This is a genomic window from Vogesella sp. XCS3 (assembly GCF_020616155.1).
Classification (GTDB): Bacteria; Pseudomonadota; Gammaproteobacteria; order Burkholderiales; family Chromobacteriaceae; genus Vogesella.
Genome location: NZ_CP085530.1, coordinates 2,704,051 through 2,723,514, shown reverse-complemented (window position 1 = coordinate 2,723,514; position 19,464 = coordinate 2,704,051). Strand labels below are relative to the sequence as shown.

The window sequence follows — 19,464 nt, the reverse complement described above, 5'->3', positions numbered from 1 at the left end:
GGAACCCGCATCATTACCCGGAGTCTGTGCCAGCTGGGGCCCGCAGACGGCACCCGCACTTACCGCACTTACCTACGGAAACATCATGTTCAAGAAACTGCTTGCCTCTATCGGCGTCGGTGGCGCCAAAGTCGATACCCAGCTGGACAACCCGCGCCTGCGCCCTGGTGACATGCTTACCGGCCGCGTGGTGGTACAGGGCGGCAATGCCGACCAGGACATCGAAAAGATCGAGCTGGTCTTGATGGTGGAAGCAGAGCAGGAGTCAGGCGACCACGAAGTACGCGGCGCGCTGCCGCTGGGCAGCATTCTGGTGAGCCAGCGCTTTACGGTAAAAGCCGGTGAAACCCGCCAGTTCCCTTTCCAGCTGCAGCTGCCGGCCGAAACCCCCATCAACGCGCTGGCACACTACGGCCGCCCGCTGGCGGTGTGGATCCACACCGACCTGGCCATTGCCTCGGCCGTGGACGCCAGCGACCGCGACCTGCTGGAAGTGCACCCCACCGCGCAGGTAGCCGCGCTGTTGGCCGCATTCGAGCAGCTGGGCTGGGGCCTGTACAGCACCGACGTGGAAGTGGGCACCGCGCGTATCGGCAATGTGGCCAGCACCCTGGGCTGCTATCAGGAAATGGAGCTCAAACCGCGTGGCGGCAACTTCCGCATCCAGGAAATCGAGCTCACCTTCCTGCCGTGGGGCAACGAAACCCACGTACTGATCGAGGTGGATTCCCGCTTTGGCGGCGACTTCTACCGCTCGCTGGTGATGGGCGCCGACTTTGCCAGCCGCAACTGGGCTGACGAGCTACGCCGCCAGCTGCCGCTGTAAGCCTGCCGGCTCAGGCCGACGGGCCGAACCAGCCCAGCCAGCGTTTGGGCCTGGGCAGCAGGCGGTAAGCCGGCTGCACCAGGCTATCGATCAGCTGCGTATCCGCCCGCGGCTGGCGCGCCGCCACCGGGTTGGCCGCACCGGTGGCCGCCACCTGCCAGCGCCCCGCCTGGTGGCGCACGTGGTAGCCCATCGCACACGACGGGCAATGTACGGTGTCGCCGTCCTGTACCTCGCTATGCATCACCAGCGTAGGCCCGCAAGCCACGCACTGCTGCAACGGCCGCCCCGGCGCGCTGTGACCGATGACGGCATCCAGCGCGCCTTCCTGCCCCAGTGCCAGCACGATGCGGCCAACCTCGGCGTCAAACTGCCCGCCCAGGTTGTCTTCGATGATCTGCAGCGCCTTGGCCAGCGGCATGCCGGCGCGGTAGGGGCGCGAGCTGGTCATGGCGTCCAGCGCGTCCACCACCCCGACAATGCGCGCCACCAGCGGGATAGCCGCCCCGGCCAGGCCGCGCGGGTAGCCACGGCCATCCGGCGTTTCGTGGTGCAGCCACACCGCGTCCATGGCCAGCGCCGCCAGCGGGTGACCGGCCAGCAGGTCGGCACCCACCTGCGGGTGGGTCTTGATCACGGCGTACTCTTCGTCGGTCAGCCGGTCGCGCTTGTTCAATACCGCGTCCGGAATGCCCACCTTGCCCAGGTCGTGCAAAAAGCCGCCCAGCGCCACGCGCGCTACTTCGTCCGGCGGCAGCGACATGCGCTCGGCCACCAGGCGGGCAAATTGCGACACCCGCCACAAATGGCCGCCGGTATAGGCATCACGCGCCTCCACCATCATGGCCATCACGTATAAAGACTTGAGTAATGCCTGCGCCTGCTCCATGTTTCCCCCTTTGCTTCTATAGAAATTAGCCGTAAACGGCGGCGTTTTCTTACAAGCTGGCGTAAAAAAACCAGCCCGCTGCGGGCAAGCGCGTACAATTAGCCCATTCGGCCGGAGCCCTGTGCTGCCGGCCGCCTTCTTTTGTCTGCGAGAACACCATGTCCACCCTGACCGAACTGCTTGTAGCCGCCGACGCGCACCGCGCCGCGCTGCTAACCCGCCTGGCCAGCGAAGAAACCGATACTTACCGCCTGTTTCACGGCAGCGCCGAAGGCCGCCCGGGCCTGACCATCGACCGCTACGGCGACGTGCTGCTGCTGCAAACCTTCCACACCCCGCTGAGCGAAGAAGAGCACCAGGCCATCCTGGCGCACTACGCCCCGCTGGGCCTGACTGCGGTGTACAACGACCGCAGCGGTGCCAACTCGCGCATCGGCAACCGCCTGCCGGAAGACCAGCTGGAAGCCGCCCAGGCGCCGCGCACCATCCGCGAGCTGGGCGTGAAGTACCACTTCCAGGCCCGCCACCAGGGCCAGGACCCGTGGCTGTTCCTCGACCTGCGCGCCGGCCGCCGCCGTGTGATGCAGCTGGCCGAAGGCAAGAGCGTGCTGAACCTGTTCGCCTACACCGGTGGTGTGGGTGTGGCCGCCGCCAAAGCCGGTGCCAGCTTTGTGATGAACGTGGACTTTGCCGAATCCAGCCTGCAGGTAGCGCGCGCCAACGCCAAGATCAACAGCCTGGCCACCCGCCCGCGCTGCGTGGAAAGCGACTGCTTTGCCGCGCTGCGCCAGCTGTCCGGCATTGGCCAGCCCAAAATGGTACGCGGCAAGAAAATGCCCCCGTTCCCGGTGCTGGAAGCCCGCCAGTTCGACCTGGTGTTCCTGGACCCGCCACGCTACGCCAAGAGCCCGTTCGGCGTGGTAGACCTGATCAACGACTACCCGGCGCTGTTCAAGCCGGCACTGCTGGCCACTGCCGAAGGCGGCATGCTGATCTGCTGCAACAACGTGGCGCAGGTAGACCGCGACGCCTGGCTGGCCCAGCTCAAGCGCAGCGCCGAGAAAGCCGGCCGCACCGTACGTGACGCCGAGTGGATCACGCCGGAAGACGACTTCCCCACCTTTGACGGCAACCCGCCGCTGAAAATGGTGCTGCTGCACGTATAAGCCACATCGCCGTGCAAAAGCCCGGCTGCCGCCACCCGCAAGGTTGGCCGCAGCCGGGCTTTTTTGCTATGTTGCATGCAGTATCGATATAACAATCCAGCCTGGCAGGCGCCTAAGCCGCACTGCCATACCGCGCGTTCAGCCCGCATACTGCAAGCTGGCCGCGCCAGCATCAGCCCGACCGCCCGGCCCAGGAGAGGCGCATGCACACACCCGACCCACCACCGCACGAGCAGGCCCGGCAGGCATTGCTGGCGCGTACCGCCTTGCTGGATACCCCCGCCGAGGAAGCTTTCGACCGCGTGGTACAGCTGGCCTCCGGGCTGTTTGGCGTGCCCGTGGCCCTGATCTCGCTGATCGACAGCGAACGGCAATGGTTCAAGGCCAAGGTCGGTGTGGATGTCTGCGAAACCCCGCGTGCCATCTCGTTTTGTAACCACGTCGTGTCGCAGGGCGACATGCTGGTCGTCAGTAATGCCCTGTTGGATGAACGCTTTGCCGACAACCCGCTGGTCACTGGCGAGCTGGCCATCCGTTTTTATGCCGGGGCGCCCCTACGGCTGGACGCGCATAACGTCATCGGCACCCTCTGCCTGCTGGACCACCGCCCGCGGCGCTTTGGCCCACGCCAGCGGGCCCGCCTGCAACAGCTGGCCGATACCCTGTGCGAGCTGATACGCCAGCGCATGCTGCTACAGCTGGCCGAACGGCAGAGCAAGCTGCTGCTCACCATCAACCAGGCGCAAAGCAGCTTTCTGCTGGACCGCGACCTGGGCGCTGCCTGCAGCACCATCCTGCACTCGCTGCTGGCCATGAGCCAGACTACGCTGGCGTTTATTGCCAGCTGCCAGGTAGACGACCGCGACAGCTGCTACCTTGATATCCCCAGCATTGCCCACCTGGAAGCAAGAGCACTGCAATGGCTGATGCCACAGCTTAGCCACGATAGCCGTGGCTACCGCCTGTACGGCTTCGACCATGTCTACGGGCAGGCCATTGCCGAGGGGGAGCCTCTGGTCATCAACCAGCCCGCGCTGTACGACGACAGTGGCGCACTAGAGGGCATCCAGTCGCTGCTGGTCATCCCGTGCTTCTTTCACCTGTCGGTGATGGGCGTGCTGGTGCTGGCGAACCGGGCAGGGGGCTTTGACCAGGAAATCGTCGAGCACCTCACCACGCTGTCCGACGGTATCGGCACCCTGCTGCACGTACGCGGGCTGGAGATGGCGCGCCAGGCCGCCGAAGCCGAGCTGGCCCGCCAGGCCACGCTGGACCCGCTGACCGGCTTGCTCAACCGGCGGGCTTTTCTGGAACGCTGCCTGCAAAACCAGCAACGCTTTACCCGCTACCAGCAGCGCTTCAGCCTGCTGATGCTGGACCTGGACCACTTCAAGGCGCTGAACGACCGCCTGGGCCACCCGGCTGGCGACTACGTACTCAAGGAAGTCAGCCGCCAGCTACGGCGCACACTACGCGAAATCGACAGCCTGGCGCGCTGGGGCGGGGAAGAATTCTGCATCATGCTGCCGCAAGAGCAGGAGCAAGAGGCCATGCAGCTGGCCCAGCGGCTGTGCCATACCCTGGCCAGCCTGCCGCTGCAGTGGCAAGGCGAGACACTACGCATTACCGCCAGTATCGGCGTCGCTACACTCAACGCCTCGGGGGAAACCACCGACAACCTTATCGCCCGTGCCGACGCCGCCATGTACCAGGCCAAGGCCGCCGGGCGTAACCGTAGCTGGCTCGCCCTGCCATAATTAATAGTGATTCCCATTTGCAACCATGCTAGACTCCGCGCTTTACAGGACAGGCTGTTGCAGTGCTCGAGCGCTATTACCACGAACTTCTGAACTTCATTGCACGCAGTACCGGCTGCCGGGAAAAGGCGCAAGACGTGGTGCAGGAAAGCTATGCCCGCGTACTGGCCAGCCATGGCAATACCCCCCCCGCCCAGCCGCGTGCACTGCTGTACACCACCGCACGCAATCTGCTCATCGACCAGCACCGCCAGCAGCAACGCCACCCGGAACACGCCCTGAACGACACCGAGCTGCCCGCCGCGCCAGCCTGCGAGCCGGAACGTACCGTAGCGGCCCAGCAATCGCTGGCCAGGCTGCTGGACATCGTCGCCGGGCTACCGCCACGCTGCCGCCAAGCCTTCGTGCTGTACAAGTTTGATGGCCTGAGCACCGCCGACATTGCCAGACAGATGGGCATTTCGGTCAATATGGTAGAAAAACACATCATCAACGGCATGCTGGCGTGCAAGAAGGGCATGGCCGGGCAGGATACGCCATGAACACAACGCCGCTCACCCCCGCAACGCCCGCGCCAGACAGCATCGACTACCAGGCGGCACAATGGTTACTGCGCCAGCAGCAGGGCCTATCGCCACAGCAGCACGCTGCGCTACAGCAATGGCTGGCAGCCCACCCGGCCCACGCGCAAGCCTGGCAACAGCTGCACGCGCTGGACAGCCTGCTGGGCAGCGCCAGCGCGGCACAGCGCGATGCCCTGCGCCAACAGCTGCCCCCTATGCTGCAAGCCCTGCCACCACGGCGCAACCGCTTGCCCCTGGCCGCAGCCGCCTGCCTGTGCTGTGCCATCGCTGGCGGCCTGGGCTGGCAGCAATGGCAACAGCAGCAACCGTTGTACCAGGCCAGCCTGGTCACCGCACAGGGCGAGCAGCGCGACGTGACCCTGCCCGATGGCAGCCGGCTTAGCCTGGATAGCGCCACCCGGGTGGACGTTACCCTGTACCGCCAGCAACGCGATACCCGCCTGCTGGCCGGACAAGCGTTTTTCCAGGTAGCACCAGACAAACAGCGCCCCTTTCACGTGCTGGCCGACAGCCGCCGCGTCACCGTACTGGGTACCCGTTTCAGCGTGCGCCAGGTTGGCCGCAACTATCAGGTGGCCGTGGCCGAAGGCAAGGTAAGGGTGCGCCAGTACAGCAACCGCCACGACGCCGACGCCGACCGCCAGCCGTTGCAGCAAGCCACCTTGCAGGCGGGGCAGCAGCTGGCCAGCAACAGCACACGGCTAAGCCACATCACGCCGGTTCCGCCGGCCGCCGTGGCCGCCTGGCGCAGCGGGCGCCTGTTATTCGATAACACGCCACTGGCCGAGGTCATCGCCGAGTTCAACCGCTACGGGCCCAGCCAGCTACAGCTGCAAAACCCTGCCAGCGGGCAGCTGCGCCTTACCGGTACCTTCAACGCCTACCAGCCGGCACAGTTTGCCCACGCGCTGCCACGCGTGTTGCCACTGGCTGTCACCCGGCAACATGGGCAATGGCTGATTCATGCCCAAAGCGCTGCGGAGCCGCCGCAGCGCTGACGTGTCTGCATGATTTTTTTGCCCGCAACATCAGGGTTTGTACGTTTGTATCGTTTTCACAATTGAGAATGATTTTTGATACAAACAAAAAGCCCCCACCATGCCACGCACACCAGCTCCATCCCTGCGCCCACTCTTGTTGGCACTCAGCCTGGCGTTTGTCAGCCCCGCCTACAGTGCCCCGCCACCGGCACTGCCCCAGGCCTTCGATATTGCCGCTCAGCCCCTGGGCAGCGCCTTGAACGAGCTGGCTCGCCAAGCCGGCATGGTGCTACTGGTCGACGCGGCGCTGACCCGCACCCGCCATAGCCCGGCACTGCAAGGCCAGCTCACCGTGCGGGACGCCTTGCATCGCCTGCTCGCCGGCAGCGGCCTGCGGGCCGAGATCCGCGATAACACCATCACGCTAAAGCCAGTGGCCACCGCCCAGGGCGACGTCGCCCTGTCTGCGCTGCAGGTACGCGGCCAACGTCAGGCGGCCAGCCTGCTGCACGACGACGATATCGCGCTGGCAGACCGCCCCTACGTCAAGGCCGGCTCGCGCGCGGTGATCGACCAGCAGCAGATCGAGCGCTTTCGCGGCACCTCGGTCGCCGACATGTTCAAGGGCACCCCCGGCGTACAGGTGGGCGATGGCCGCAATAGCGGCGCGGTCGATGTCAACGTGCGCGGCATGCAGGGGCAGGGCAGGGTGCCGGTGGTGATCGATGGCAGCCAGCAGGCCATCAGCGTGTACCGCGGCTACGCCGGTGCCGCCGACCGCAGCTACCTGGACCCGGACCTGATCAGTAGCGTCACCATCGAAAAAGGCCCCAGCCTGTCGGCCCAGGGTGCCGGTGCTGTTGGCGGCCTGGTGCAGATGGATACCCTGAAAGCCGCCGACGTGCTGCTGCCGGGCGAGCGCGTCGGCGTGCGGCTGCGCGGCAGCCTGCAAAGCAACACCGCCACGCCGCAGGCCAGCATCAAAACCCCGCCGCGCCAGCACGCGCCGGGGCTGGATGGCCGCGCCGGCGCCGGCAGCGTGGCGCTGGCCACGCGCCAGGATAGCTACGAGCTGGTGGCCGCCTACGCCCACCGCGAGCAGGGCAACTACTTTGCCGGCAAGCACGGCTACAACAAGCTGCGCGTGTACAACAACTGGATGAACTTCGGCGGCACCAACCCGGAAGTAGAAGCCGGCGTCACCACCGTGTACCGGCCAGGCGAAGAGGTCACCAATACCGCCAACCGCAGCGATTCGCTGCTGCTCAAAGGCACGCTGCGACCCGACGACGACAGCGCGCTGGAGCTGGCCTGGCGCCGTTACGACAGCCACTACGGCGAGATCATGCCGTCGCAGATCCTGCGCAACGACAGCGGCTACATCATGCAGTGGCCGGGCAGCCACGTACTGCTGGACAGCTACAGCGCGCGCTACCAGTGGGCACCGGCGGCGCAGCCGCTGATCCGGCTGAAAGCCAATGTGTGGCACACCGACATGCAAAGCGACGCCATGAACGGCGACGTGTTCCGCAACCCGCAGCAAGGCAAGCCCCAGCCAAGCTGGAACGAAAACGACCCCGCCTGGCTGGATGCCCGCTACCGCGTCAAGACCGCCGCCACCCGTAGCGGCGCCGACATCAGCAACAGCAGCCTGCTGCGCACCGCCGCCGGCGCCTTCAAGCTGGACTACGGCGTGTCGCTGCAACGCGAGCGCACCGGCCCCGGCAAGGGCATGCTGGTGGACCTGGACGACATCAACCACAACCGCACTATCCGCAGCGGCCAGCGCGACGAACACAGCGCCTTCTTCAAGCTGGACTGGGCGGCCAACGACTGGCTGAGCCTGGAGCTGGGCGGGCGCTACAGCCGCTTTGCCAGCCAGGATCACAACGTGCAGGCCACCGCGCACCACACCGAACAGCGCTACCGCACCATCGACGTCTACCAGGGCGAGGGCGATGCGGAAGAACGTATCGGCTACCTGAAATGGCTGCCGGACGCCAACGGCGAGTACAGCGCCGCCACCGACCCGCGCCTGCAGGCCGGCACCCAGTTACACCAATGGACCGACACGCCAGCCAGCTTCGACCCGGCCCAGGCCAGCCGGCTGGAGGTAGACGAAGACAACGAATACAGCGACATCCTGTCCACCCGCTACGAGTACGCCCCGCCGTTCCGCCGCCAGGACAGCGGCTTTGCGCCCATGGCCGGCGTTACCTTGCAGCTGGGCGGCGGCGTCAGCGCCTACGCCCGCTACAGCGAAGGGCTGCGCATGCCCAGCCTGATGGAATCCACCCTCGGCTCGTCCGCGCCCTACCTCAACCCGCTGGCACCGGAACGCAGCAAGAACCGCGAAGTGGGCATCAGCCTGCTGCGCGACGACTGGCTCAAACCCGGCGACAAGCTGCGCGCGCGCCTGGCCTATTTCGACAACCGCAGCGACGGCTACCTGACACGCCGCCCGTTCAAGGGCCTGCCGGGCATGCAGAACTTCACCATCGCCAATATGGACCGCTACCAGATCAAGGGCCTGGAGCTGCAAACCGGTTACGACAACGGCGGCTTCTTCGGCGAACTGTCGGCCACCTACCACCGCCAGGTGGAAATCTGCGACCGCCAGACCGCCGACTACTTCCGCGCCAAGCATTACGACGTGTACGACGAAGACAGCGGCACCTTCCACACCGTCTACCCGTACGCAACGCTGGGCAACTGCTCGCCCACCGGTTTTTCCACCGCCTACGTGCGCAACCACGTGCCGCCACGCCTCAGCGCCAACCTGACGCTGGGCGGGCGCTGGCTGAACGACACCCTCAGCGCCGGCACCCGCGTGCTGTACACCAGCGGCCCCACCGCCGAGCAGGCTTCAAGCGGCCGCGACTGGGAAAGCTACAACGGCACCGCCAACCAGGTGCTGACCCGGCCGTTCACGCTGGTAGACCTGTTTGCCAGCTACCAGCTGGCGCGCAACACCAAGCTGGAGCTGGCGGTAGACAACGTGACCAACCGCTTCTATCTCGACCCGCTCACCCTCAGCCTGATGCCGGGGCCTGGCCGCACCTACCGCGCCGCCATCAGCGCCCGTTTCTAGCGATAGCCCACCCACACTGCCGGCCGCCGCGTGCGGCCAACCCTCACCAAACCAGAAAGCAAGCAGCATGACCATCACCGAACAAACCCTCAGCCGTACCCAGCGCCTGAAAGCCGCCACCCACGCCACCCACGACGCGCTGGACCAGCGCATCATGACGTATCGCCCTTTTGCCAGCCACAGCCACTACCGCCAGTTCCTGCAGGCGCAATACCTGTTCCTGCGCGACGCCGACGCGCTGTACGACAACCCCGGCCTGGCGGCACTGTTTGCCGACCTGGCCAGCCGCCGCCGCCACGCGCTGATCGCCACCGACCTGGACGACCTGGGCTGCCCGCTACCCGGCCGCAGCGCAACCGCCCCCATCGACAAGCAGCTGGACGTAGCCACCGCCATGGGCTGGCTATACGTGGTAGAAGGCAGCAAGCTGGGCGCCGCCATCCTGCTGAAAATGGCGCAGGCACTCGGCCTGTCCGACGAAAAAGGCGCCCGCCACCTGGGCGGCCACCCAGACGGCCGCGCCCGCCACTGGCGTGATTTCACGCAAACACTGGATGCCCTGGCGCTGGATGCCAGTGCCGAAGCGCGCGTGACCGCCGGCGCCAAAGCCGCCTTCACCCTGATGAACCAGCACCTGGACCAGGTGTACGGATGCGCGTAAGCCAGACGCTGCCGGCACGCTGGGCCTGGCACGCCGCCGGCTGCCTGATGCTGCTACTGGCCGGCATTGGTGCCATGCTGCCGCTGATGCCCACCACGGTGTTCCTGCTGCTGGCGCTAACCTGCTTTGGCCGCAGCTCGCCGCGGTGGGCGGCTCGCCTGCTGGCACACCCGCGCCTGGGCCCGCCACTACGCCAGTGGCAGCAGCACCGCGTGGTTCCCCCCTACGCCAAGGCACTCGCCTGTGCCGGCATGGCACTGGGCTTTGTGGCGCTCACCGCCAGCCAGCCACCCGGCTGGCTACTATGGCTGGCAGCCCTGCTACAGCTGATGGTGGCAGGCTGGCTGCTACGCCAGCCCGGCTACCCGGGGCACACACCAGGGGCTTGGCCGCTACGCGCAGGGCAGGGGGCAGCACTGTGTACGCTAGCCCTGCACGCCATGCTCATTGGCCTGCTGTTACACCACGCTGCGCCTCCACCACAGCAGCTGGCCCTGGCGCAGCCCGGCCTGATGACACTCACCAGCTTGCCCACACCGGTGGCCACGCGCAGCGCCAGCCGGGTCACGACCGCCAGCCAGGCCAGCACGCCACGGCGCCGTGCCAGCACTGCGGCCACACCGCTGCTGCACACACACAACCCGGCCGCCACCCCGATCGCGCTTGCCCCGCGCCATGCCGCCACCACCAGCGACACGAGCCCGCCGGCACCCGAAGCCCCTGCGGCCAAACCGGCTGCGGCCGCCACCAACAGCGTGGCCGCCGCGCCGCCCAGCCCCTCGCTTCCGGCAGGTCAGGCCAGTGGCGGTAACAGCCGTAGCTGGGAAGCCCAGGTCATGGCGCGGCTGGAACGCTACCGCCAGTACCCGGCAGGCGCGCGCGCGCAGGGCACGGAAGGCGTGGCCTACCTGCTGCTGAAGGTTGGCCGCGATGGCCGGGTACTGGCGGTACAGCTCAGCCAGAGCAGCGGCCACGCCAGCCTGGACGCCGCCGCCCTGGCCACTGTCCAGCGTGCCTCGCCGCTACCGCGCATCCCGCCTGAGCGCCCGGACGAGCTGAGCCTCACCCTGCCGGTAGAATTCTTTCTGGACTAGGGCCAGCGGCTGGCCACCGCAATTGCGGTATCATGACGAGCTGAGCCTCACCCTGCCGGTAGAATTCTTTCTGGACTAGGGCCAGCGGCTGGCCACCGCAATTGCGGTATCATCCGGTGATTAACCCTGCCGGAATACCATGATGAGCGATACCACCAGCCTGAAACCCTGCAACAAGTGCGGCGCCCCGGCCGAAGTGGTCAAGGCAGGCTCGCGCCGCTTCTGGGTACAGTGCACCCGCTACGCAGGGCAAGGCACCTGCAGCGCCATCGGCCCGCAAGCCGACAACAAGAAAGACGCCATCGCCGGCTGGAACAAGACCCGCTAAAGCGGAAGAGTGATGCCATGGAGAAGTTTTCCAAACTGCTGACCAAGCTCAAGCATGTGCTGCAAGAAGACGACGCGGCCGATAGCGCCGCGCACGGGCACCACGCCCCCTTGCCACACGACGCCCCCCCGAAGCCATGACGCCCCGGCCGCCGCGACGCACGCTGGGTGCGCCGCTAGCGCCACCACCGCTTGCGGCCAACCCTGGCATCACCCCCGAGGCCGCACCGCCACCGCGCCCGCCCGCCAGCGCACCCGCCGAAATTATCGACAAGCTGCCGCGCGAGCTGCCACGCTACCAGCGCAAGCCCAAGGCCGCGCCCGCCGGTAACAAAGCCGCCACGGCCAAGCTGCCGGTCATCGGTCTGGACGACGTGCAGCGCAACCTGCGCCGCGACCTGACCCGCCGCGAAAAGATCGCCGCCTACGACGGCAAGCCCATCCCCCAGCCACGCGACCTGCCGCTGATCGACCCGCGCGAAGTGCGCGCCAACGTGCAACAGCTGCATAGCGGCCGCCAGCCGGCCAAGCCCGCACCGCTGCCGCCCGTGATCCTGCAGCCCACCCCGGTGATGAAAAAAGCCAGCGCGTCCACACCGCTGCCGCCATCACCGCTGGCCCAGCAAGAACGCGAACGCGCCGCTGCCGCGCTGTTTGGCCCGCAATCCAGCTTTAGCAAAGCCGAGGCCCAGGCACCACGGCCAGCCAGCACTGCGCCTGCCGAGATCCAGGCCGACTGGCGCGGCGCCAGCCACGCGGCAGAAGCCCGCGCCGCCGGCATCCCCCTGCCGCCGCAGGCGCCTGTCGAGCCCGTGTTCGAGCCGGCCAGCAGCGACACCGATGCCTATACCCCGCCCGACAGTGCCACCGCGTACCCGCAGCAAGACGACTTCGTGCTGGACGACGAGTTTGCCCTGCCCGACGAGGTCTGCGACGCCGCGGCAGCCAGCGATGAGCCCACAGACGCGCCCACACCGGCAGCAGCACCCGTGGCCGAGCCCGGCAGCGCCAGCACACCGCCGGGCACGCGCTGGCAACAGCTGCGCCAACCCGTAGCAGTACCGGCAGCCCCGCCAGTCTGGCAGGGCGTTCGCCTGCGCCAGGCCGTCGGCACCCCCGCCAGCGCCGAGCCCGCCGCCATGCCGCAGCAGGCTGCCAGTGCGCCGCTCACCACGGCCAGCAGCCCGGCTGCTCAGGCCGGCTACCACAGCACCCAGCACGGCGATATCGTGTGGCACCTGCTGGACGACGAGGCCGACAACGAACCCGCCGTGGCGCCCGCTGCGGCCAACCCTGGCCTGGTATGGCAGCTGCTGGACGATGCCCCGCAGGCCGCGCCAGCCCAGCCTGCGGCAGCTAGCCCCGTGCCCGCCGCGCAGATCAGCCAGGCGCTGCACACCCTGGCCGCCGCCGCGCAGCCCAAGCCACACGCCATCCCCGTGGTATACGGCGACGCCTGCCTGCCCTCGCTGGACCTGCTGCGCCCGCCCGAAACACACAAGGCGGTGCAGAGCGAAGACTACCTGATCGAACGCGGCATTCTGATCGAAGAAAAATGCGCCGAGTTCAAGGTAAAAGTGGCGGTGGTAGACGCCTACGCCGGCCCGGTGATTACGCGCTACGAAGTGGAACCCGCCGTCGGCGTACGCGGCAGCCAGGTAGTGAACCTGGCCAAAGACCTGTCACGCGCGCTGGGCCTGGCGTCCATCCGCGTGGTGGAAACCATCCCCGGCAAGACCTGCATGGGGCTGGAGCTACCCAACCCGCAGCGCCAGATGATCCGCCTGTCGGAAATCTTCAGCGCCGACGTGTTCCAGCAAAACGCCTCCAAGCTCACGCTGGCACTGGGGCAGGACATCAGCGGTGCGCCCGTGGTGATGGACCTGGCCAAGGCACCGCACCTGCTGGTGGCCGGTACCACCGGCTCGGGCAAGTCGGTGGGCGTCAACGCCATGATCCTGTCCATGCTGTACAAGGCCACGCCGGACGAAGTGCGCTTCATCATGATCGACCCCAAGATGCTGGAGCTGTCGGTGTACAACGACATCCCGCACCTCTTGGCACCGGTGGTTACCGACATGAAGCTGGCCGCCAACGCGCTGAACTGGTGCGTGGGCGAAATGGAAAAACGCTACCGCCTGATGAGCCACCTGGGCGTGCGCAACCTGGCCGGTTACAACGACAAGGTGCGCGCCGCCGAAGCACGCGGCCAACGTTTGGGCAACCCGTTCAGCCTGACGCCGGAAACGCCGGAACCGCTGTCCACGCTGCCGTTCATCGTGGTGGTGGTAGACGAGTTTGCCGACCTGATGATGGTGGCCGGCAAGAAGATCGAAGAGCTGATCGCCCGCCTGGCGCAGAAGGCCCGCGCCGCCGGCATCCATTTGATCCTGGCCACGCAGCGGCCGTCGGTGGACGTGATTACCGGCCTGATCAAGGCCAACATCCCCACCCGTATCGCGTTCCAGGTATCCAGCAAGATCGATAGCCGCACCATCCTCGACCAGATGGGCGCCGAAAGCCTGCTGGGGCAGGGCGACATGCTGTTCCTGCCGCCGGGCACCGGCTACCCGCAGCGCGTGCACGGCGCGTTTGTCACCGACGAGGAAGTGCACGCCATCGTGGAAGACCTGAAACAGTGGGGCGAGCCGGACTACGTGGAAGGCCTGCTCACCGGCGAATCGGTAGCCGACGACGAGCAAGCCGACGCCAAAGGCCGCGCCGCTGCCGGCAGCGAAGCCGACCCGCTGTACGACGAGGCGGTGGCCATTGTGCTGAAAACGCGCAAGGCGTCCATTTCGTCGGTGCAGCGCCAGCTGCGCATCGGCTACAACCGCGCGGCACGGCTGATCGAAGACATGGAAACCGCCGGCATCGTGTCGGCCATGGAAAGTAACGGCAACCGCACCGTACTGGTACCAGATCGGGATTACTAACCTTTCGATAGCACCGCCCTGTAAAAAAAGCGCTAGCTGCCAAGCTAGCGCTTTTTACTGGTATATTTCACATGTAACTAGCTGAAAACAAACAAAAACATGCTTATACTGGCGCGATCTTAAAATTGTCAGACAATATGAAATCGATTGTTTTCGCACTCGCGATACTCATCAACACCCTCTGCGTCAGCCACGCACAAACCCTGCAGCTCGCCAATGGCGAATGGCCGCCCTACCAATCCGCCAGCCTGCCACGTTACGGTTTCGCCTCCGCCGTCGTCAGCGAAGCAGCAGCGCTGGGCGGCCTGCAAGTACGCTACGGCTTCTACCCGTGGAAACGCGCCGAAGAAATGGTACGCGGTGGCCATATCGACGGCTCGCTGGTCTGGAGCCAGACCCCGCTACGCGACAGCTTTGCCTTGTTCAGCGAACCCATCATCCAGGACCGCGAAATCATCATCCATCACGCTGGCAAACCCCTGCCAGACTGGCCGCTACGCCAGCAGTGGCAGGGCGTACACCTGGCCCTGCCGCTGGGGTCGCGTACCTTTCACGAGCTGGTACGGCTAGAGCGCGAAGGCAAGGTGGCATACCACCGCGTAGAAAACCCCGAAAATGGCCTGCGCATGATCCTGGCCGGGCGCATGACCGCCATGACCATGGCCCACAGCGTGTACCAGAGCCTGCGCCAGGACAAGCTGACAGCACAGGAACGCAGCCAGCTGGCCACGCTGCCCACCCCCATCGAAACCGTCCCCTTCCGCCTGATGCTGTCGCGCGCGCGCCCGCAAGCGACCGCACAGTTGGCCGCATTCAACCGCGGCCTGCAGCAGCTGCGGCAAACTGGCCGCTACGCCCAGCTGGAGCTACAGCTGCTACCCCACGCGGGCAAAACACCGTAACACCCGCAGCAAAACGCCCCGGCCAGGCGATGGCAGGGGCGTGGGCTGGCCAGAAACCGGGCACCATTCACTAAAGTTTGCCGCGCATCCGGGCCAAGGCGTATCGGCGAACCGCGCGCCAGCCGTAGGGCAAGGCGGCGCCGGATCAGCGTGTTGGCGAGCCGCGCTTACTTGCCCTGCAGCGCATCCGCCGCCTGTTTTACCGCGTCCACCTGCTGTTTGGCCTCGTCTATCTGCTGCCCCAGCTCCGGGTTCAGAATGGCCGCGGCGGCGCCCACGCGCTGCGCCACACCCAGCGCGGCACTGGCTTGTTCTTTCAGCTTGCCGGCACTGCCTACCGCCGCGCTAGCCTGCTGCTTCAGCTCGCCCAGCGGCGCGCTGCTGTCCTGTACCACCTGATGCGCGGTGCCGATAGCCGCCGACGCCTGCTCCTGCAGCTTGCTGGCCTGCTCGGCACTACACGCCACCAAGCCGGCACTGGCTGCCAGCACAATCCAAACCTTGCGCATTGCTGTCTCCCGTTTATCAAAAGCTGCACGTGCAGCGCTGCATAGAGTAGCGCCTGCCCGCCACAGTTCCGGCCGGCAGCGTGTATGCTGAAATTCCACCCGCCGGAGTATTACCCATGGACACCAGCCTTCACACCCTGTGCGCCCTGTTTGCCCAGCTGGGCCTGCCGGACAGCCCGGCCGACATCCGCGCCTTCATTGCCAGCCACCCCTTGCCGGCCGATACCGCCATCGAGGACGCGCCGTTCTGGAACGCCGCCCAGGCCGCTTTCCTCAAGCAGGCGCTGGACGACGACGCCGACTGGGCCGAGCTGGTGGACACGCTGGCCACCCGCCTGCAGCAGGCCTGAGTGCATTTGCGCAAGTGACTGATTCCGCTATACTTCCGCCCCTTGCCACACCACCCACCGCAGGAAGTACCAGATGAGTCTGTTGCCGCACCAGGTCGAGCTGCTCTCGCCCGCCAAAAACATCGACATCGGCCGCGAAGCCATCCTGCACGGCGCCGACGCCGTGTACATCGGCGGCCCCAGCTTTGGCGCGCGGCACAACGCCTGTAACAGCGTGGCCGACATTGCCCAGCTGGTGCAGTTTGCCCACCGCTACCACGCGCGCATCTTCACCACGCTGAACACCATTTTGCACGACGCCGAGCTGGACGCCGCCCGCACGCTGATCTGGCAGCTGTACGACGCCGGCGTGGACGCGCTGATCGTGCAGGATATGGGCATCCTGCAGATGGACCTGCCGCCGATCCAGCTGCACGCGTCCACCCAGTGCGACATCCGCGACGCCGACAAGGCCCGCTTCCTGTCCGACGCCGGCTTCAGCCAGATCGTGCTGGCGCGCGAGCTGACCATTCCCCAGATCGCCAAGATCTCGCAGGTAGTAAACGAAGGCGCCGACCCGGCCGCCATCGAATACTTCATCCACGGCGCGCTGTGCGTGGCGTTTTCCGGCCAGTGCTACATCAGCCACGCCGATACCGGCCGCAGCGCCAACCGTGGCGACTGCTCGCAAGCCTGTCGCCTGCCGTACACGCTAACCGACGAAAAAGGCGGCGTGGTGGCCTTCGACAAGCACCTGCTGTCGATGAAAGACAACAACCAGAGCGCCAACCTGGAAGCACTGCTGGACGCCGGCGTACGCTCGCTCAAGATCGAAGGCCGCTACAAGGACGTGAGCTACGTGAAGAACATCACCGCCCACTACCGCCTGCTGCTGGACGAAATCTTCGAGCGCCGCCCCGAGCTGGCCCCGGCCGCCAGCGGCAGCAGCGAAATCTTCTTTACGCCCGACCCGGACAAAACCTTCCACCGTGGCGCCACCGACTACTTTGCCACCGGCCGCAAAATCGACATCGGCGCGTTTGACTCGCCCAAATTCGTGGGCGTGCAGCTGGGTACCGTGCACAAAGTGGGCGACGGCTGGGTGGACATCGCCACCCCCGAGCAGATGGCCAACGGCGACGGCATCAACTTCATGAAGAAGCGCGAGGTGGTGGGCATGCAGCTCAACACCGTCAAGCAAGTGGGCCACGTACCCGGCGGCCAGCTGCTGTGGCGCTGCGTGCCCAACGACCCGGCTACGCTTACCGGCCTGAAACCCGGCACCGACATCAGCCGCAACCGCGACCACGCCTGGGAGCTGGCGCTGCTGAAAAAATCCGCCGAGCGCCGCATCGGCGTATGGGCCACACTGGCCGACACCGCCAGCGGCCTGACGCTGACACTCACCGACGCCGACGGCTGTAGCGCCACGGCTGCGGCCAACGTAGCGCTGGAGCCAGCCAAAGACGCCGCCCGCGCCGAAAGCAGCCTGCGCGACGCCGTGGCCAAGCTGGGCAACACCCTGTTCTACGCCCACGACGTGGCGCTGCAGCTGGCACAGCCGTGGTTCGTCCCCGCCTCGGTCATCAACGGCCTGCGCCGCGACGCGGTAGCGCAACTGGAAGCTGCCAGGTTGGCCGCATGGACCCGCCCGCAGCGCAAAGCCGAGCTGCAACCGGCCCCGCGCTTCCCCGAGCAAAACCTGAGCTACCTGGCCAACGTGTACAACGCGCTGGCGTGGGACTTCTACAAAAAGCACGGCGTGGAAGTGATCGAGCCGGCTTACGAAGCGCATCAGGAAGAAGGCGAAGTCAGCCTGATGATTACCAAGCACTGCCTGCGCTTCTCGTACAACCTGTGCCCCAAGCAGGCCAAGGGCGTGAAAGGCGTGATGGGCCAGGTACGCGCCGACCCGATGGTGCTGAAATCCGGCGACGACACCTACACGCTGAAATTCGAGTGCCGCCCGTGCGAAATGCACGTGATGGGCAAGATGAAAAAGCACATCCTGAAAACCCCGCCGCCAAGCGACATCCCCGCCACCACGCCGATCACCTTCTTCAAGCAGCGACCGGCATCGTAAGCAGGCCCGCGGCCAACGTTGGCCGCAGGGCAGGGCGCTAGCACATCACCAACGTACAAGGGCAAGCCGAATGGCTTGCCCTTGTTGCATGTGACTATCCGCTGAAGCGGCTGGGGTAGGGTGGGCAAAGGCCGCAGGCCGTGCCCACCAAACCGAGCGAGGTGCAGTGGGCACGCTGCGCTTTGCCCACCCTGCTCACGGCTGGCACAATTCCATTTTCATTGCGCCATGCTGCCGGCTCGGCCAACCCGGAGCCCTGTCATGAAGCACCCGCTCGCCTGCCTGTTCGCACTGCAGCCACCGCTGGTGCTCGCCAGCGATAGCCTGTATGGCCGCGCAGAGAACAGTGGCGATAGCGGCAGCAGCTGTAGCAGTTGTGGCGGCGACTAGGTGCCGCGCACGGTGTGGATCCCACACCCATTTTTATCGCCAGCACGGTTCCCGCAATGATGGCGCTTTACCGTTATCCGGCCAGCTGCGCTGTCGTCCTCTGCGCAGCTGGCTAACCACAGAGCCTCGCCATCATGCAACCACGCTTCCTCCGCCAAGCCACTATCCGCAGCAGCCCGCGGCTGCAACAGCAGGCCACCGCCTATGATCTGCCGCTTTATCTTACCGACTGGACCCTGCCGTTCACCCGGCCGGTTACCTGCCTGATTGGCGATAACGGTGTCGGCAAATCCGTGCTGCTGGAAGGGCTGGCCCGATGCCTGGGCTTTGACGCCGCCGGTGGGCCGCTATCGGTGAACCCGCAGCGTACGCTGCCGCAGGATATCTTCTTCGAAGACGAATTGCGCGTTATCCGCCATTTCCATCGCCCCAAATCAAGCTATTTTTTCCGGGCGGAAACCTTCCACCAGCTGGCCAGCTACATTGACGACACCGGCTATCTGGGCGGCTATGGCGGCGTACCCTTGCACCGGCTATCGCATGGCCAGGCCTTCATGACCCTGTTGCAGCACAAATTCAACGCAGACGGCCTGTACCTGCTGGATGAACCCGAAGCCGCCTTGTCACCCATGCTGCAGCTAGCTGCCGCCAGGCTGATTTACGAGTTAGCCTGCCAAGGGGCACAGTTCATCATCGTGACCCACTCCCCCGTTCTGATGGCCATCCCCGACGCCAGCCTGCTGCAACTGCAACGCGACAGCATCCAGCCGGTTGCCTATCAGGACACCGAGCACTACATCGTGATGAAGCGCTTTTACAGTGATACCGACGCCTACCTGCGCCACCACCTGGGGTGGTAACCCACAGCCTGCCCCAGCGGCCAACCTTGGCCGCACGGCAAGCTGCTACCATGCCGCGTCGCTTTCCTTCATACGCTAAC

Annotated in this window: 18 protein-coding genes; 16 read left to right on the top strand and 2 right to left on the bottom strand. The window is 66.0% G+C overall.

Going from position 1 to position 19,464, the window contains the following annotated elements:
• Positions 1–85 precede the first annotated feature (85 nt).
• Entirely contained in the window at positions 86–826 is a 741-nt protein-coding gene (locus tag LCH97_RS13000; protein WP_227302061.1) for a sporulation protein, read from the top strand.
• Between the two features lie 10 nt (positions 827–836).
• Here LCH97_RS13000 and LCH97_RS12995 read toward each other — a convergent pair whose 3' ends face one another.
• Positions 837–1,715: an HD-GYP domain-containing protein gene (locus LCH97_RS12995; protein ID WP_227302060.1), complete on the bottom strand. Its 879-nt coding sequence runs from the start codon at positions 1,713–1,715 to the stop codon at positions 837–839.
• 158 nt (positions 1,716–1,873) lie between these two features.
• On the opposite strand from LCH97_RS12995, the gene LCH97_RS12990 reads away from it, so the two are divergent.
• The 11 genes from LCH97_RS12990 to LCH97_RS12945 all read left to right on the top strand — a co-directional run bounded on the left by LCH97_RS12990 (position 1,874) and on the right by LCH97_RS12945 (position 15,213).
• Positions 1,874–2,881: a class I SAM-dependent rRNA methyltransferase gene (locus LCH97_RS12990; RefSeq protein ID WP_227302059.1), complete on the top strand. Its 1,008-nt coding sequence runs from the start codon at positions 1,874–1,876 to the stop codon at positions 2,879–2,881.
• Positions 2,882–3,084: 203 nt separating this feature from the next.
• Entirely contained in the window at positions 3,085–4,638 is a 1,554-nt protein-coding gene (locus LCH97_RS12985) for a diguanylate cyclase (RefSeq protein ID WP_227302058.1), read from the top strand.
• Positions 4,639–4,700: 62 nt separating this feature from the next.
• Complete coding sequence (locus LCH97_RS12980; protein ID WP_227302057.1) at positions 4,701–5,180, top strand: sigma-70 family RNA polymerase sigma factor; 480 nt, start codon at positions 4,701–4,703, stop codon at positions 5,178–5,180.
• Positions 5,177–6,220: a FecR domain-containing protein gene (locus tag LCH97_RS12975; RefSeq protein WP_227302056.1), complete on the top strand. Its 1,044-nt coding sequence runs from the start codon at positions 5,177–5,179 to the stop codon at positions 6,218–6,220. Before LCH97_RS12980 ends, LCH97_RS12975 begins: the two co-directional genes overlap by 4 nt.
• Before the next feature lie 100 nt (positions 6,221–6,320).
• A complete protein-coding gene (locus tag LCH97_RS12970; protein WP_227302055.1) occupies positions 6,321–9,293 on the top strand; it encodes a TonB-dependent receptor in 2,973 nt (990 codons plus the stop codon).
• 67 nt (positions 9,294–9,360) lie between these two features.
• Positions 9,361–9,954 carry a biliverdin-producing heme oxygenase gene (locus LCH97_RS12965; RefSeq protein ID WP_227302054.1) on the top strand — a complete coding sequence of 198 codons (594 nt, stop codon included), beginning with the start codon at positions 9,361–9,363 and terminating at the stop codon, positions 9,952–9,954.
• On the top strand, positions 9,945–11,048 hold the full coding sequence (locus LCH97_RS12960; RefSeq protein WP_227302053.1) for a TonB family protein: 1,104 nt from the start codon (positions 9,945–9,947) through the stop codon (positions 11,046–11,048). The genes LCH97_RS12965 and LCH97_RS12960 overlap by 10 nt, the downstream gene beginning before the upstream one ends.
• Positions 11,049–11,190: 142 nt before the next feature.
• Complete coding sequence (locus LCH97_RS12955; protein ID WP_026107748.1) at positions 11,191–11,376, top strand: Lar family restriction alleviation protein; 186 nt, start codon at positions 11,191–11,193, stop codon at positions 11,374–11,376.
• Positions 11,377–11,393: 17 nt separating this feature from the next.
• Entirely contained in the window at positions 11,394–11,516 is a 123-nt protein-coding gene (locus LCH97_RS18740; RefSeq protein WP_255619223.1) for a hypothetical protein, read from the top strand.
• The gene (locus LCH97_RS12950) at positions 11,513–14,311 is read left to right on the top strand and encodes a DNA translocase FtsK (protein WP_304956715.1); all 2,799 of its coding nucleotides are present in this window, start codon (positions 11,513–11,515) and stop codon (positions 14,309–14,311) included. Before LCH97_RS18740 ends, LCH97_RS12950 begins: the two co-directional genes overlap by 4 nt.
• A 137-nt stretch (positions 14,312–14,448) precedes the next feature.
• Positions 14,449–15,213 (top strand): ABC transporter substrate-binding protein, encoded by a 765-nt coding sequence (locus tag LCH97_RS12945; protein ID WP_227302052.1) that lies wholly within the window; start codon positions 14,449–14,451, stop codon positions 15,211–15,213.
• Between the two features lie 167 nt (positions 15,214–15,380).
• On the opposite strand, the gene LCH97_RS12940 is transcribed toward LCH97_RS12945, so the two are convergent.
• The gene (locus tag LCH97_RS12940; RefSeq protein WP_227302051.1) at positions 15,381–15,722 is read right to left on the bottom strand and encodes a hypothetical protein; all 342 of its coding nucleotides are present in this window, start codon (positions 15,720–15,722) and stop codon (positions 15,381–15,383) included.
• Between the two features lie 116 nt (positions 15,723–15,838).
• Here LCH97_RS12940 and LCH97_RS12935 point away from each other — a divergent pair, with 116 nt between their 5' ends.
• From LCH97_RS12935 to LCH97_RS12925, 4 genes are all read left to right on the top strand, one after another.
• Positions 15,839–16,072, top strand: coding sequence for a DUF2789 domain-containing protein (locus LCH97_RS12935; RefSeq protein ID WP_227302050.1), 234 nt, complete (start codon positions 15,839–15,841; stop codon positions 16,070–16,072).
• A 73-nt stretch (positions 16,073–16,145) separates the two neighbouring features.
• Positions 16,146–18,134, top strand: coding sequence for a U32 family peptidase (locus LCH97_RS12930; RefSeq protein ID WP_227302049.1), 1,989 nt, complete (start codon positions 16,146–16,148; stop codon positions 18,132–18,134).
• Positions 18,135–18,395: 261 nt separating this feature from the next.
• A complete protein-coding gene (locus LCH97_RS18735; protein WP_255619221.1) occupies positions 18,396–18,524 on the top strand; it encodes a hypothetical protein in 129 nt (42 codons plus the stop codon).
• 134 nt (positions 18,525–18,658) lie between these two features.
• A complete protein-coding gene (locus LCH97_RS12925; protein WP_227302048.1) occupies positions 18,659–19,384 on the top strand; it encodes an AAA family ATPase in 726 nt (241 codons plus the stop codon).
• The last annotated feature ends 80 nt before the right edge of the window (positions 19,385–19,464 follow it).

Bases quoted from the DNA above. Each gene is read 5' to 3' on its own strand.
- LCH97_RS13000 (WP_227302061.1), top strand. From the start codon at position 86: ATGTTCAAGAAACTGCTTGCCTCTATCGGCGTCGGTGGCGCCAAAGTC.
- LCH97_RS12995 (WP_227302060.1), bottom strand. From the start codon at position 1,715: ATGGAGCAGGCGCAGGCATTACTCAAGTCTTTATACGTGATGGCCATG.
- LCH97_RS12990 (WP_227302059.1), top strand. From the start codon at position 1,874: ATGTCCACCCTGACCGAACTGCTTGTAGCCGCCGACGCGCACCGCGCC.
- LCH97_RS12985 (WP_227302058.1), top strand. From the start codon at position 3,085: ATGCACACACCCGACCCACCACCGCACGAGCAGGCCCGGCAGGCATTG.
- LCH97_RS12975 (WP_227302056.1), top strand. From the start codon at position 5,177: ATGAACACAACGCCGCTCACCCCCGCAACGCCCGCGCCAGACAGCATC.
- LCH97_RS12970 (WP_227302055.1), top strand. From the start codon at position 6,321: ATGCCACGCACACCAGCTCCATCCCTGCGCCCACTCTTGTTGGCACTC.
- LCH97_RS12965 (WP_227302054.1), top strand. From the start codon at position 9,361: ATGACCATCACCGAACAAACCCTCAGCCGTACCCAGCGCCTGAAAGCC.
- LCH97_RS12960 (WP_227302053.1), top strand. From the start codon at position 9,945: ATGCGCGTAAGCCAGACGCTGCCGGCACGCTGGGCCTGGCACGCCGCC.
- LCH97_RS12955 (WP_026107748.1), top strand. From the start codon at position 11,191: ATGAGCGATACCACCAGCCTGAAACCCTGCAACAAGTGCGGCGCCCCG.
- LCH97_RS18740 (WP_255619223.1), top strand. From the start codon at position 11,394: ATGGAGAAGTTTTCCAAACTGCTGACCAAGCTCAAGCATGTGCTGCAA.
- LCH97_RS12950 (WP_304956715.1), top strand. From the start codon at position 11,513: ATGACGCCCCGGCCGCCGCGACGCACGCTGGGTGCGCCGCTAGCGCCA.
- LCH97_RS12945 (WP_227302052.1), top strand. From the start codon at position 14,449: ATGAAATCGATTGTTTTCGCACTCGCGATACTCATCAACACCCTCTGC.
- LCH97_RS12940 (WP_227302051.1), bottom strand. From the start codon at position 15,722: ATGCGCAAGGTTTGGATTGTGCTGGCAGCCAGTGCCGGCTTGGTGGCG.
- LCH97_RS12935 (WP_227302050.1), top strand. From the start codon at position 15,839: ATGGACACCAGCCTTCACACCCTGTGCGCCCTGTTTGCCCAGCTGGGC.
- LCH97_RS12930 (WP_227302049.1), top strand. From the start codon at position 16,146: ATGAGTCTGTTGCCGCACCAGGTCGAGCTGCTCTCGCCCGCCAAAAAC.
- LCH97_RS18735 (WP_255619221.1), top strand. From the start codon at position 18,396: ATGAAGCACCCGCTCGCCTGCCTGTTCGCACTGCAGCCACCGCTGGTG.
- LCH97_RS12925 (WP_227302048.1), top strand. From the start codon at position 18,659: ATGCAACCACGCTTCCTCCGCCAAGCCACTATCCGCAGCAGCCCGCGG.